The organism is Ruania halotolerans, assembly GCF_021049285.1.
Lineage (GTDB): Bacteria > Actinomycetota > Actinomycetes > Actinomycetales > Beutenbergiaceae > Ruania > Ruania halotolerans.
Window position 1 is genome coordinate 31,327 of sequence record NZ_CP088017.1, and the last position, 13,495, is coordinate 44,821.

Here is a 13,495-nt window from a genome sequence, read left to right on the forward strand (position 1 = left end):
TGCGTAACCAACCTTTCCAGCGTGCATGCGCGTGGGTGGGTGCTCGCCAGGCGGCGAGACATTCACGATTGTGCCCTACGAAGGCGGATCGGTACACCCGATTGTCCTAACATATGCTGCTGTCACCTAGAGTTTGTATGCTCGCGGGTACACGCCGTGCTAACCAAGGAGGGGTGATGGGGTCCGAGGAGGCAGCCATCGTGCGTGTTGAACTGGATCGAACCAGCTCGACACCGCTGTATCACCAGCTCGCCACTGCGATCGAGCAGGCCATTGAAGGCGGTGCTCTCGCACCCGGGCAGCGCCTCGAGAACGAGATCGCTCTCGCCGAGAGGTTGCGCGTCTCCCGCCCGACTGCCCGCCGCGCCTTGGCCGAGCTCGTGGACTTGGGCATGCTGGTGCGCAAACGTGGAGTCGGAACGCAGGTGGCGCCAGTGCGGGTGCGTCGCAAAGTGGACCTGTCCAGTCTCTACGACGACCTCGAACGCACCGGCCGAAAGCCCACCACCTCGGTGCTGGAGTACAACGTGGCGCCCGGCTCGCCAGAGGTGAGCCGGGCCCTGGAACTGCCCGATGGGGCAGACGTCGTCACGATCCGGCGCATTCGCAGGGCCGATGGCGAGCCGCTGGCCCTGATGACCAACTTCATCGCGCTGGAGCTGGCCCCGAGCTATGAACAGCTCGGTGCCGTGGGTCTTTATCACGCACTGCGGGAGGCCGGAGTGGAGATCCATATGGCCCACCAGCAGATCGGGGCCCGTGCGGCCACCGCCGCCGAGGCGCGCCTGCTGGAGGAGAAGCCGAAGACGGCCGTCCTCACGATGGAGCGCACCGCCTTCGACTCCACCGGCCGCGCGATCGAACACGGCCAGCACATCTACCGGGCAAGCCGGTACAGCTTCTCCACCACCCTCTTCGCGCAGTAGGCGCCGCTTCCCGTGGTCGGCCCGATCGCGTGCGGCGCGGCAGGGCCGGCGTACCACCGACGGGGGCAGGCCACGGTTCGCCCGGGAGGGACATCTTCGCTCGACCTGCCCTCCCGAGGCAGGCACGTTAGCGTGCTGGGAGCCGTTGACGCCCTGAGAAGGAGGCCACCTCGTGGAGGAACTCCACCTGACCTACGGTCTGATGGGTGTCCTCGCCGCCATTCTGGCGCTCGTCAGTTACGGGATGCGCCAGGTGCCGCTCAGCGAACCCCTGGTTGCCCTGGCGCTTGGAGTGGTGCTGGGACCGCAGGTGCTCGGTCTGGTGGAGATCACCGATCAGGTGCGCGATGTGGTGCTCCTGGAGGGCAGCAGGCTCATCGTGGCATTGTCGGTGATGGCTGCTGCGCTGCGGTTCCGCGCTTCTGAACTCGGCCGGGTCGTCCGCCCGGTCCTCCTGCTCCTTGCGATCGTCATGCCGCTTGCCGCGGTGATCTCCGGCGCGGCATCCCTGGTGATGGGTGTGCCACTGGCCCTCGCTGCGCTCATTGGTGCCTGCCTGTGCCCGACCGACCCGGTGCTCGCCAGCTCGGTGGTCTCCGGCGAGCCGGCGGAAAGACACCTACCCGGCAGGCTGCGCCACACGTTGAGCGTGGAAAGTGGCATCAACGACGGCCTTGCCCTGCCGTTGGTGGGCCTGGCACTGGTGGCCGTTCTCCCGGCGCAGACGCTGGGGGCAGCGGCAGGACTCCTGACGTATCAGGTGCTTGTGGGGGTGGTCATCGGGATAGCCACCGGTGCCCTGGCTGGCTGGGGTGTGCGCCGGGCCACCAGGAACCGGGAGTTGGAACGCGCACCGGACCTGATTCTTCCGCTGCTTCTTGCGGTGGGCGTGCTCGGTGTGGCCAAGGTGGCCCAGACAGACGGAATTCTCGCGGTGTTCGTGGCTGGGACGGTCTACAACCGCATGACCACTCGGGATCAACGCGAGCCCCAGCAGGCGATTGACGAAGCGGTGAACCGCTACCTCGCCCTGCCGCTGTTCCTCGTGCTCGGTGTGGTGCTGCCCTGGGCGCAATGGGTCGAACTGGGCCCGGCCGCCGTCGTGTTTGTGCTCCTCGTGCTCCTCCTGCGCCGCGTTCCCCTCGTGCTGACGCTGGCGCGGCCCATGCGGTTGCCGAAGCAGCAGGCGGTGTTCCTGGGCTGGTTCGGTCCGATGGGCGTGAGCTCGCTGTTCTACCTGGCGCACAGCCTCGAGCAGGGCGTCACCGATCCGCGCCTCTTCGCGGTCGGCTCTCTCATGGTCGCGGCCAGTGTGCTCGTCTATGGCCTGACCTCCACACCCGGGCGCAAGCTCTACGCCCGGTCCGCCGGGGAGGCAGCATCGTGAGCGACGGAGCCCGCGTGCGGCCCTGCATGCCCAACGGCGCCTGGTGCCGGCCCGGAGATCGCGATGGGTTTCACATGTCAGGATCGAGGGCATGACCACCCGGCCTCGACCGAACACGGGCCCGGCCGCCTCGCCCGGCCTGCTGCTGCCGGTGTGGGTGTACCCACTGGCCGGTCTGACGGCGGTGATCATCGGCCTGGTGCCGTGGCTGCGCCAGGGGCCAGTGCTGCCACTGCAGAACCTGTGGGAGGTCGATGCCCTCCCGGCGCAGATGCCCATCGCGCTCCTTCCGCTGAACCAGTACTACCTCACCGCCATCCTCGGAATGCTCGTGCTACCTGGCCTCCTCGCCGGTCTGCTGGTGCACGCTGCACCCGCAGCGAGGCGGTCGCGGGCCACGGCGCTGGCCGCGCTGGGATTGAGCATCGGCTATCTGGGCGCCGTGGTGCAGGCCGCGCTGGTACTGAGCGCGGGCCTGGAGGACAGTACTCGCGCCCGGGTCTACCTGGCGCTGATCATCACGTGGACCGGACTCAGCGCATTCGGCGGACTGATCGTGCTCGGCCTGCTCGGGCGGGGCCGGCGCGGTGGGGTGCCCCTCGCCGTCGCCTTCGCCGCCCCAGCGGCGACCGCCTGGGCAGGACTGCTGATCATGCCCTCCCCGGCAACTGCCTCTGCGCTGGCGACGGACGCCGTCGTGGCGCTGCGATGGTTGCCCGCGGTACTGGTCGGACTGGCGCTCGGGTGGTGTGGCGCCCGCACGCTCGGCCGGGTGGTCGCCTGGCTGTTGAGCCTCATTCTGCTGTACGTCCTCCCGGCGGCCTTGACGGCGCTTTCGTATGTGGCCGGCTATCGTGCCGCTGCCAACAACCCAGGCGAACTGATCGGCGCAGGCCTGGATGTGCTCGCAGCGGCGCTCGCACCGGACAACGCGGGCCCGCTGGTGCTGGTGACCCTGGCCATCGGGATGGTGGGTGCCGTGATCGCGGGCGTGCTGGCCTGGCGGCGCAGGCGTCAACTCGCTGCGCAGACCCTCCCGGGACGCGACGACTCGCCATAAGAGTGCCGGTCTGTCGGTACTCAGACGTAGAGTGCATCGTTGTGACCCAGCCAGTGATCAGCGCCAAGGAGCTTCGCAAGACCTACGGCGATTTCGTTGCCGTGGACGGTATCGACTTCGAGGTCCGGCCCGGAGAGAGCTTCGGGCTGCTCGGCCCGAATGGTGCCGGTAAGTCCACCACGATGCGGATGATCGGCGGCACTTTGGACCGCACCGGCGGCGAGCTGAGCGTCCTCGGGATGGATCCGGGACCCGACGGCCCGACGGTGCGCGCCCACCTGGGCGTGATTCCGCAGCAGGACAATCTCGATGAGGAGTTGCGGGTGCGCGAGAACCTCATCATGTACGGGCGCTACTTCGGTCTCTCCCGCACGTTCCTGTCCGCCAAAGCCGATGAACTGCTCGCCTTCGCCCAGCTGGAGGCGAAAGCGAAGGAGAAGGTCCAGTCCCTCTCCGGCGGGATGAAGCGGCGCCTCACGATCGCCCGAGGTTTGGTGAACGAGCCGCAGATCCTGCTCCTGGACGAACCCACCACCGGGCTGGATCCGCAGGCCCGGCACGTGCTCTGGGACCGGCTGTTCCGCCTCAAGGAGGCCGGCACCACTCTGGTGGTGACCACGCACTTCATGGATGAGGCCGAACAACTCTGCGACCGTCTCATCGTGGTGGACCACGGCCGGATCATGGCCGAGGGCAGCCCGCGCGAGCTGATCCGGGAGTACTCCACCCGCGAGGTGGTGGAGCTGCGCTTCGGCTCGGCCCGCAATGCCGAGGTGGTGGCCGAACTGGCGGGCGTGGGCAGCAGGATCGAGGTGCTCCCGGATCGGGTGCTGATCTATGCCGACGACGGCGAAGCCGCCCTGGAAGAGGTCGCTCACCGTGGTCTCGCCCCCGTGACCTCGCTCGTACGGCGCTCCTCCCTGGAGGACGTGTTCCTCCGCCTCACGGGGAGGTCTCTCATTGACTGAGCGTGCCGACCAGACCGCAGTGGGGCATCACCACGACGACCTGGACACGACCGGCCTGGCGTACTCCGGGCGCGCGCCGAGCCATGCCGAGATGGCGGGCCGCGCCCGTCGATTCGGTGCGTGGTATTACGCCGAAACCACGCTGCGTGGCATGCGTGCCTACCTCGTGCCGAACGCGATCACCGCGATCGGGCAACCCCTGCTGTACATCATCGCCATGGGCCTCGGCCTGGGTGCACTGGTGGGCAGCGGAGTCGGCACTGTGGACGGGGTGGATTACCTGACCTTCGTGGCACCGGCGCTGCTGGTCTCCACCGTGGTGATGTCAGTGACCGGCGAGATGACCTATCCGGTGATGGCCGGGTTCAAGTGGATGCGCACCTACTACGGCCCGGGCGCCACCGCCTTGCGACCGGACCAGATCGCGCTCGGCCATCTGCTTGCCGTGGTGATCCGCTTCGTGGTGCAGTCTGCGATCTTCTGGGTGATCGCGGTGGCATTCGGCGCGACCACCCTGGGGTGGTCGGTGCTGATGGTGCCGATCGGGGTGCTCGCCGCCGTGGCGTTCGGCGCCCCGTTGCAGGCCTACGCGGCGAGCCTGGAGGGTGAAGGGTTCCAGTTCTCCTTCGTGCAGCGGTTCATCGTGATGCCGATGTTCCTGTTCTCCGGCACGTTCTTCCCGCTCTCGGTGATGCCGGTCTACCTGCAGTGGATCGGGTGGCTCTCGCCGGTCTGGCACGGTACCCAGCTCGCCCGGGTTGCCTCGTACGGCGCGGAGGTGCCCGGATGGCTCATCGCGGTGCACGTGGTGGTGCTTGCCGCAGCTGGGCTCGCCGGGGTGCTCTGGGCGCGGCGAGTGTATGCACGGAGGTTGATCTCATGAGTGTGCTGGACCGCACCGGTGGGCCCGCGGGGGCGGCGTCGCTGGCCGAGCCGGGCGCCCGGAGCAGCGTCAGGTCCGTCCTGGAACGCGGGTTCACGGTAATCCGGAACCAGAACTGGATCATCCTGGTCTCCGGCTTCTTCGAGCCGGTGTTCTACCTGCTCGCGATGGGCATCGGAATGGGCACGCTCGTGGGCGCGGTGGAAGGCCCGGGTGGCCGGGAGATCACCTACGCGGCGTTCATCGCTCCGGCCCTGCTGGCCACCTCGGCGATGAACGGCGCGTTCTATGACTCCACCTGGAACGTGTTCTTCAAGCTGCGGTTCGCCAAACTGTATGAAGCGATGTTGCAGACTTCGCTCTCGCCGTGGAATGTAGCGCTCGGGGAGATCCTGATGGCGCTCTTCCGCGGCCTGCTCTATGCCGTGGGATTCCTCGGCGTGCTCGCGATCATGGGCCTGGTGACCTCGTGGTGGGCGCTCGCAATGGTGCCGGTGGCGGTGTTGATCGCGTTTGGCTTCGCCGCCCTGGGGATGGGCGTGACCAGCTATATGACCCGGTTCCAGCAGATGGATCTGCTGAACTTCGTGATGCTGCCGATGTTCCTGTTCTCGGCCACGCTGTACCCGATCACCGTCTATCCGGAAGCGGTGCAGTGGGTCGTGATGGCGCTGCCGCTGTGGCATGCGGTGGAGTTGATGCGCCAGCTCTCCGTCGGCCACCTGACCTGGATCACCGCCGTGCACGTGGGTTACTTCGTCGGGATGGTGGGCGCAGGATTGTGGCTGACCACCACCCGGCTGCGGGCGCTCTTCCTGCGTTGAGGGGTGCGAGGCGTCAGGAGTCGAGCACGCCGTAGGCGATGAAGTTGTCCTCCAGCACACCCGTGGCGTCATTGAGGCCGTCGCAGGTGATCAGCCGGATCTCGGCCTCGGTGGTGTTGCCGTAGACCTCCAGCGTGGGGAATCCCTCGCGGCTCTTGTCGAACAGCTCGGTGCGGTAGACCGTGAACGTGGCCACCGAACCATCCTCGCGCGCCACCTCGATGCTGTCGCCAACCTCGAGTTGCGGCAGATCGGCGAAGATCCCGGGTCCGCCCTCGATACCGTTGCGGTGACCGAGCACCACGGAGGGGCCGATCTCGCCCGGCGTCGGGGAGTGCACGTACCACCCGGGTGGAGAGCCGAGGTTGTACGGGGGAACCTCGATCAGCCCGTTGTCCTGCAGGCCCAGATCCATGAGTTCGGCGTCGACGCCGATCGCGGGGACGGAGACCACCGTCGGCTCAGAGGCCGGTAGCGAGGCGGGCTCGGCTTCCGGCTCGGCTGCCTCGGTGGGCTCGGTGGGCTCGGTGGTCGGTGATGGTGTGGGGGAGGGCTCCGCCGTCGGCGCGTCCTGGGCCGGGATCTCCTCCACCTGGCCCGCGCTGGTCGGCGCGGGCGCGGTAGCTCCGTCGTCCGGCCCGGCGCAGGCGGTCAGGGCGAGTGCGGCGGCCGCCGCGCAGACCGCAAGGCCTGCGCGGCGACCGTAGGTGTGACGCATCATCAGTGAACCGTGGTCACCTGATCACGCGCGGGTGGAGTTGCGGCGCATCGCCCAGGCTCCGCCACCGGCGAGTACCAGGGCACCTGCTGCGACACCCACGGCGAGGCCGGTGTTGTCCACCGGCTGGACCGGTGAACCGGTGTCAGCGCCACCCTCGGGCATCGCGCCCATCTGCGAGACGTTCACCGTGCCGCAGGCTGCCGGCAGCGTGGCTGCGAGCGGCAGCTCCTCGTTCAGCGGGCTCATCTTCTCGGCCGCTTCCTCGCTCAGGTTGGCCGGGTCCACACCGTGAATGACCACGACGGCGGTGCCGTCGGCGAGAGCCGCAGCGGTGTCGTCGTTGAGCTCGAAGGTGCGCTCATAGGTGTACGCGTCACCACCGGGGAAGCGGTCGATGGCCAGCGCCGAATCGGCGCTGGTGTCGCCCTCAGTGGTCAACGAGGTGCTGACCTCACCGTAGAACGGCACGCCCTCGGGTGTGCTCACGGCGCCGTCACCGTCAGTGTCGGCGCTCGGGTCTGGGCAGACCCCGTCGGCACCGATGTGGATGTGCTGCGCGTGCGGGAAGGGTCCGTCCATGAACGTTGCTGCCGCACCGGAGACGTTGATCGAGACTGTGGCTTCGCTTCCGTTCAGCTCGATCATGGCCTCACCCGTGGTGCCGCTGTCGTTCAGTGACTCCAGGCTTGCCTGACCCGACCAGGACTCGTGCGTGTCGGCCATGGCCGGGGCCGCGGTGAGCGTGAGTGCGCCCAGTGCGATCGCGGGGACTGTCAGTAGCATTCGATTCCGCATGTCTCTCCCTCATGTGATTCGTCCATTCCGCTGGCGTCTGTGCCACCGGAGCCCGACAGCTCGGTCTCGGCCGGTGTCGGTGCGGCACCCGATGTGGGGTGCCGGTCGTGCCTGTGGGGGGTGTGCTCGGCCGGTTTCAGCACGGCGAGCAGACCGGTGCCGGCATCACCGCCCTCCGAGGCGTCCGTAGGCGCGCTCCGGAGGGGGCGGTCACGGCAGCGGATGTCGTCACCATCGTGCGCATCGTCGTGCTCCCACCTCGATCGGGGTCCTGATACACGGGGTTCGGAGACCTCGAACGTGCGGATGGGTGTGATCGCGATCAGATTTCTCACCGTCGACCGCGCGGCCGACGGCACCAGCACTTGGGGCGCATCGACGCACCGCTTGGAGGTGATCAGCGCGTCAGCCTCAGCGGCGATCTCAGCGCCGGGCCGGGGTGAGCGTGCCTGCCTGGAGGAGCCTGGTCTGCTCAGGCTTCGGGAAGCTCGAGTTGCCGCAACCGCGAGTAGGCCCCGCGCATGTGCTCGGCCACGGCCTCTCGTGCCGCTGCGGGGTCGCCGGAGGCGAGGATGTCCCGCAACTCCTTGTGCTCGGGGTAGCCGACAGTGGGGAAGTCCGGGAAGTTGATGTTGCGGGTGTGCAGGAAGAACGCCACCTGGCTGCGGATCGAGGTCCATACGCGTTGTAGCCGGACGTGATCGGCGGCGTCATAGATCACGTCGTGGAAGGCGAGGTCGAGGGCCACCGCTTCTTCGGGCTGCACGGCACCTGAGGTGCGCTTCATCTCTTCGAGCACCCGGTCCAATTCGGCCAGGTGATCGGGCGTGAGGCGCGTGGCCGCCCGCTCACCGGCGAGGGTCTCGACGGCGGTCCGCAGTGTGTGCACCTCCTCCACGTCGCGCTGGGTCAGGATCGAGACGAATGCGCCACGGTGCCGTTTGATCTCCACCTGCCCTTCGGCCTCGAGCAGGGCCAGTGCCTCTCGTACCGGGCCGCGGCTGACATCCAGTGCCTCGGCGATCTCGGCCTCGCGCAACCGAGCGCCCGGCGGCAACTCGCCGCCTGCCATCTTCGCCCGCAGGATCCGCACCACGTGCTCGCTCAGGGACGTGCGGGGTCCGATGGTTCCCAACGTCATCGCGAGGCCTCTCCTGGTCGGTGCGGCGCGCGGGTCAGCGCGCAGCGCGGCACGGTTGCTCTCATGATCGCCTCTTTCGCTCTCCGTTGCTCGCCGTTCCGGCCCAGCGTCGCTACTCCGGGACCCGATTGCTCCTCATGTAGAAAATATAGCGTTGACAATCTGCAATTGGCGAACTAGCGTCATCGAAGCGTCGTCATCGAGGACGACCGCCCCGCTGGCAGGGGTTGGCGCCGATCACCGAGAGGCACGTCACGACCGTGAGCACCCGCACCACAACTCCCCCCGAGTACAACCCAGGGATCGGCGCCGATGTCTCGCCGTATCCCAAGGCCGCACCGAGTGATGCGAACGCCCCGCACGTGCACCAGGCGCAGGTGCGCGTGGACGCCGGCGCTGACGCCGGGCCGATCACCCGTATCTGGGAGAGCATCGGCTACGACGAGTTCAACTGGACCTACACCGCCACAGGTCGCAGTCTGCTGCGCACCTTCGGTGAGATGACCGAGCGCGGATTCCATGTGCGCCCGCACTACGTGTTCTGCTCCGGAAGTGGTTTCGGGATCCCGCACTGGAGCCAGGGAAACGTCTACCACGAGGATGCTCAAGGCAACCCGTTCTACGACTTCTCGCTGGTCGACCAGGCCTACGACGCGATCGTCGAGGCCGGGCACCACGTGCTCGTCGAGCTCGCCTTCACGCCGCGAGATCTGCTGCCCGATCACGCCAACGAACTCGAGGTGGTGCCCAGCCCCACGGCATACAGCCCCTACGAGGCCGGTCAGTGGGCGTACCCGCCACGTGACTACGACCGCTGGGGTGAGCTGGTCGCCGCACATGCTCGGCACTGCCTGGAGCGGTACGGCGCGGCGGAGGTGGACACCTGGCTCTGGGAGCTATGGAACGAGCCGGACATCTTCTACTGGCGCGGCACCCCGCAGGAGTTCTACGACCTCTACTCCGTGACGGCCCGGGCGGTGCGTAGCGTTCTGCCGCACGCCAAGGTCGGCGGGCCAGCCGTGACCGGTGGCGGAGTGGAGTTCATGCGCGGCTTCCTGCAGCACACCCGCGATCAGTCCGACCCGCTGGACTTCGTCTCCTTCCACACCAAGGGATCGGCATTCACCCCGTGGCGCACCTACGGTCCCACCGGCGGCCCGGCCCCCGAACAGCAGAATCCCTCCGCCAACAAGATGATCTTCGAGGTGCAGCGACTGCTCCGGGTGATCGCGGAGTTCCCCGAGTACCACCACCTGCCCGCCATCGTCGATGAGTGCGACGCCGGCGTCCCCGCCCACCACTCGTTCTACGACAATGCCAACTTCGCCTTCCAGAACACCGAGTACTTCCCCGTGTTCCAGGCGAAACTGATGAAGAAGCTGCTCGACCTGAACGCCCTCGAGCAGGTACAGGTGGCGCAGGCGACCTCATGGAGTTTCTACATCGAGGCCGAGCGCTACTTCGAGGGCACCCGCTCCTTCCTCACCGCCGGCGGGATCGAGAAGCCGCTCCTGAACGCGTACCGGGCATTCGCCCACCTGGGTCAGCGCCGGCTCGCCGCCACCAGCGACGCGGCCGTGTCGGTGGCCGAGGTCGACCACGCGTCCGGGCACAGCATGGGCGAGGAGGTCGACGTGCTCGCCACCGCGAAGGACGACGGCACGATCGCCGTCCTGGTCTGGCGGCACACCGATGATCAGTACCAGCGTGACGAGGTCGAGGCCGAGGTGAGCATCGCCGTCGACGGCTTGAATGGCACCGGCTACACGCTCCGGCACTGGCGCATCGATGCCGACCACTCGAACTCCCACACGCGATGGAACGAGGTCGGCTCACCGCAGCTGCCCACCGAGGAGCAACTCGCCGCGATCAAGGCCCGCCAGGGCCTGGAAGAACTCGAGCCGGCACAGCAGATCACGACGGCGGAGGGCACCTTCACCACGACGGTCACCTTGCCATTGCCAGCAGTCTCCCTCCTCGTGCTGGAACCCCGATGAGTGCGTTTGCACGGCAGGTGCCGCTCAGTTCGGGAACCTCGATCCCCCAGGTGGGGCTCGGCGTGTTCCAGGTGGGCCCGGACGAGGCGCAGGCCGTGGTGGAGCAGGCCCTGGAGGTGGGCTACCGGCACATCGACACCGCCGCCGCGTACGTGAACGAGTCCGGGGTGGGGGCTGCGATCCGCGCCAGCGGGCTGGATCGCGAGGAGGTCTTCGTGACCTCCAAGCTCCGCAACGGCGATCAGGGGCACGACTCCACGCTGCGCGCCTACGCGGACACCTGCTCTCGGCTCGGCCTGGACCGGCTCGACCTGTACCTCATCCACTGGCCGAACCCGGCCGCGGGGCTGTGGCAGGACAGTTGGCGCGCCATGGCGCGCCTTGCGGACCAGGGTGAGGTGGCCGCCGCCGGGGTGTCCAACTTCCTCATCGAGCACCTGGACGAGTTGGCCGCCGTCTCAGAGCGGCTTCCCGCCGTCAATCAGATCGAGGTGCACCCCACCTACGCTCAGCGTGAGCTGAGGGACTACTGCCAGGCGCGGCAGATCGCCGTCGAGGCGTACTCCCCGCTCGGGCAGGGCGCTGACCTGCAGCACGAGACCATCACCGCCATCGCCGAGCGGCTCGGCGTCACGCCTGCGCAGGTGATCCTGCGCTGGCATCTGGAGTCCGGCCACATCGTGATCCCGAAGACCGTCTCGCCGGAGCGGATGCGCAGCAACGCCGACCTCGACGAGGTGGCGCTGACCGCCGAGGACCTCGCGGCGATTGACGCTCTCGAGGCCGGCCATCGGACCGGCAACGACCCCCGCACCTTCGACAAGTCCCAGATCCGCTGACCCACCCACCCGTTCGGAGAATGCTCGATGGCGAGTCCCGCTCTGATCGCCGAGACGACCACCCGGTCTCGCTCGGCGCCCGTCACAACCCCGAAGCGCCCTGGCCAGCGCGCCCGGGAACGCCGCCGCAACCTGTGGATCTATGCGTTCCTGATGCCCACCTTCGTGCTCTACGGGATGTACACGCTCTACCCGATCGTGGCCAGTTACTGGTACTCCCTCGTGGAGTGGAACGGCTTCTCCAGTGAGCAGCGGTTCGTCGGCCTGGAGAACTACGAGGCCGTGCTGGCAGATCCGCTGTTCTGGTCCTCGGTGCGCATCACCTTGGTGTTCATGCTCATCGTGGCCCCGCTGCGGGTGTTCGGCGCGTTCTTCCTGGCGATCCTGCTGAACTCACCCAAACTGCCGTTCACGTCCTTCTTCCGGACGGCCTACTTCCTACCGGTGGTCACCACCACGGCGATCGTCGGTGTGGTGATGCGGTTCATCTTCGACCCGGCCAGTGGGCCGACGGCGGCCGTTTTCGGTTTCCTGGGCCTCGGGCCGGTGGACCTGCTCGGCTCCTCGGAGACGGCGCTGGCCACCGCCGGCGTGGTGTACGTGTGGAAGTTCTTCGGCATCACGCTGATCTACTGGCTCGCCGCACTGCAGACCATCCCGCGTGATCTGTACGAGGCCGCGAGGATCGACGGGGCGGGTGCGCTGGGCCTGTTCCGGCACATCACGTTGCCGATGCTGATCCCCTTCCTGCTGATCATCACCGTGCTCACCATCGAGGACTGCTTCCACGCCTTCGACCTGATGCAGACGATGACGGCAGGTGGACCCTTCTTCAGCACCGAGATCATCGAGATCTACATCTACCGGTGGGCATTCGCCGCCTCGATCCCGCAGCTCGGATTCGCCTCCGCCGCTGCCGTGCTGTTCGGCGTGATCGTGCTGCTGGTGGTGATCGCCCAGGTGTGGGCCACGGTCATCTCCCGGCGCATGCGCAGCGCTCAAGGAAAGGCTGGTGCGGCATGAGTGCGGGGCTGGGAACAATCACGACGGCGGAGCGCAGGCCTCGTAGCGGGCCTCGGGTGCGCCGGAAGTTGCCGTGGTGGATCCTCACGGCGGCCCTGGCCGTGCTCGCGTTTGTCTGGGTCTTCCCGTTCATCTGGATGGTCTCGGCCTCGCTGAAGACCTCCGGAGAGATCTTCGCCGGCGGACTCGGGTTGATCCCCGAGGCGTTGCAGTGGGAGAACTACAGCCGGGCCTGGGAGGACGGGAACTTCAAGGTCTACCTGCTCAACACCGTGATCGTCACGGTGGCCACCACCGTGATCGTGGTGGTGCGGTGTGCACTGTCCGGGTACGTACTCGGCCGGTACCGCTTCCCCGGGTCGCGGATCATCCTCGGGATCTTGGTGGCCACCCTGTTCGTGCCCACCGGGTACACGATCATCCCGATCGTGAAGCTCTCCCTCGAGCTGGGACTGCTGGATCAGCTGGGCGGCATGATCCTCGCCCTCGGTGGGGCCGCGAACGTGGCCTCCATCCTGATCTACGCCGGGTACTTCCGGGGAATGCCCGCCGAGCTGGAGGAGGCGGCGATCGTGGACGGCGCCGGGTTCCTGCGCGTGTTCACCCAGATCATGCTGCCCCTCTCGATGCCGGTGACCGCCACGGTCGGCATCCTCACCTTCCTGTTCACCTGGAACGCGCTCTTCCTGCCCTTGGTCTTCTCCTTCAGCAACCCGGCCCTGCGCACGGTGAGCGTGGGGATGCAGGCCTTCGTGGGGGAGAACTCCACTGACTGGCCCGGTATGGCCGCAGCAGGCGTCATCTCGCTGCTACCGGTCGTCGTGCTTTTCGCCTTCATGCAGCGCTACTTCGTGGAAGGCATCGCGGGTGCGGTCAAAGCCTGACCATGCCCGCTGTTCATTGCCAGGCACCATCCGATTCCCTGTCCCGA

The 13,495-nt window shown here is 67.5% G+C and carries 13 protein-coding genes; 10 read left to right on the top strand and 3 right to left on the bottom strand.

Annotation, left to right across the window (positions count from 1 at the left end; genetic code table 11):
* The first annotated feature begins 176 nt into the window (after positions 1-176).
* From LQF10_RS00150 to LQF10_RS00175, 6 genes are all read left to right on the top strand, one after another.
* A complete protein-coding gene (locus LQF10_RS00150; RefSeq protein WP_231065490.1) occupies positions 177-926 on the top strand; it encodes a GntR family transcriptional regulator in 750 nt (249 codons plus the stop codon).
* A gap of 172 nt (positions 927-1,098) precedes the next feature.
* On the top strand, positions 1,099-2,313 hold the full coding sequence (locus LQF10_RS00155) for a cation:proton antiporter domain-containing protein (RefSeq protein WP_231065491.1): 1,215 nt from the start codon (positions 1,099-1,101) through the stop codon (positions 2,311-2,313).
* Positions 2,314-2,404: 91 nt separating this feature from the next.
* Positions 2,405-3,373, top strand: coding sequence for a hypothetical protein (locus LQF10_RS00160; RefSeq protein ID WP_231065492.1), 969 nt, complete (start codon positions 2,405-2,407; stop codon positions 3,371-3,373).
* 41 nt (positions 3,374-3,414) lie between these two features.
* Positions 3,415-4,341, top strand: a complete 927-nt coding sequence (locus LQF10_RS00165) for an ABC transporter ATP-binding protein (protein ID WP_231065493.1) — start codon at positions 3,415-3,417, stop codon at positions 4,339-4,341.
* Complete coding sequence (locus LQF10_RS00170) at positions 4,334-5,224, top strand: ABC transporter permease (protein ID WP_231065494.1); 891 nt, start codon at positions 4,334-4,336, stop codon at positions 5,222-5,224. Before LQF10_RS00165 ends, LQF10_RS00170 begins: the two co-directional genes overlap by 8 nt.
* A complete protein-coding gene (locus LQF10_RS00175; RefSeq protein WP_231065495.1) occupies positions 5,221-6,048 on the top strand; it encodes an ABC transporter permease in 828 nt (275 codons plus the stop codon). The genes LQF10_RS00170 and LQF10_RS00175 overlap by 4 nt, the downstream gene beginning before the upstream one ends.
* A 13-nt stretch (positions 6,049-6,061) precedes the next feature.
* On the opposite strand, the gene LQF10_RS00180 is transcribed toward LQF10_RS00175, so the two are convergent.
* The 3 genes from LQF10_RS00180 to LQF10_RS00190 form a co-directional block, all read right to left on the bottom strand.
* Positions 6,062-6,769 carry a sortase domain-containing protein gene (locus tag LQF10_RS00180; protein ID WP_231065496.1) on the bottom strand — a complete coding sequence of 236 codons (708 nt, stop codon included), beginning with the start codon at positions 6,767-6,769 and terminating at the stop codon, positions 6,062-6,064.
* Between the two features lie 21 nt (positions 6,770-6,790).
* The gene (locus LQF10_RS00185; RefSeq protein ID WP_231065497.1) at positions 6,791-7,564 is read right to left on the bottom strand and encodes an NPXTG-anchored protein; all 774 of its coding nucleotides are present in this window, start codon (positions 7,562-7,564) and stop codon (positions 6,791-6,793) included.
* 472 nt (positions 7,565-8,036) lie between these two features.
* A complete protein-coding gene (locus LQF10_RS00190; RefSeq protein ID WP_231065498.1) occupies positions 8,037-8,705 on the bottom strand; it encodes a GntR family transcriptional regulator in 669 nt (222 codons plus the stop codon).
* A 260-nt stretch (positions 8,706-8,965) separates the two neighbouring features.
* Between LQF10_RS00190 and LQF10_RS00195 the strand changes: the two genes are divergently transcribed.
* Genes LQF10_RS00195 through LQF10_RS00210 form a run of 4 tightly spaced genes read left to right on the top strand, consistent with a single transcriptional unit; the run spans position 8,966 to position 13,448 of the window.
* Positions 8,966-10,702, top strand: coding sequence for a GH39 family glycosyl hydrolase (locus LQF10_RS00195; protein WP_231065499.1), 1,737 nt, complete (start codon positions 8,966-8,968; stop codon positions 10,700-10,702).
* Positions 10,699-11,541 (top strand): aldo/keto reductase, encoded by an 843-nt coding sequence (locus LQF10_RS00200; protein ID WP_231065500.1) that lies wholly within the window; start codon positions 10,699-10,701, stop codon positions 11,539-11,541. Before LQF10_RS00195 ends, LQF10_RS00200 begins: the two co-directional genes overlap by 4 nt.
* A 27-nt stretch (positions 11,542-11,568) precedes the next feature.
* Positions 11,569-12,564 (top strand): carbohydrate ABC transporter permease, encoded by a 996-nt coding sequence (locus tag LQF10_RS00205; RefSeq protein WP_231065501.1) that lies wholly within the window; start codon positions 11,569-11,571, stop codon positions 12,562-12,564.
* 56 nt (positions 12,565-12,620) lie between these two features.
* Positions 12,621-13,448: a carbohydrate ABC transporter permease gene (locus LQF10_RS00210; protein WP_231065502.1), complete on the top strand. Its 828-nt coding sequence runs from the start codon at positions 12,621-12,623 to the stop codon at positions 13,446-13,448.
* The last annotated feature ends 47 nt before the right edge of the window (positions 13,449-13,495 follow it).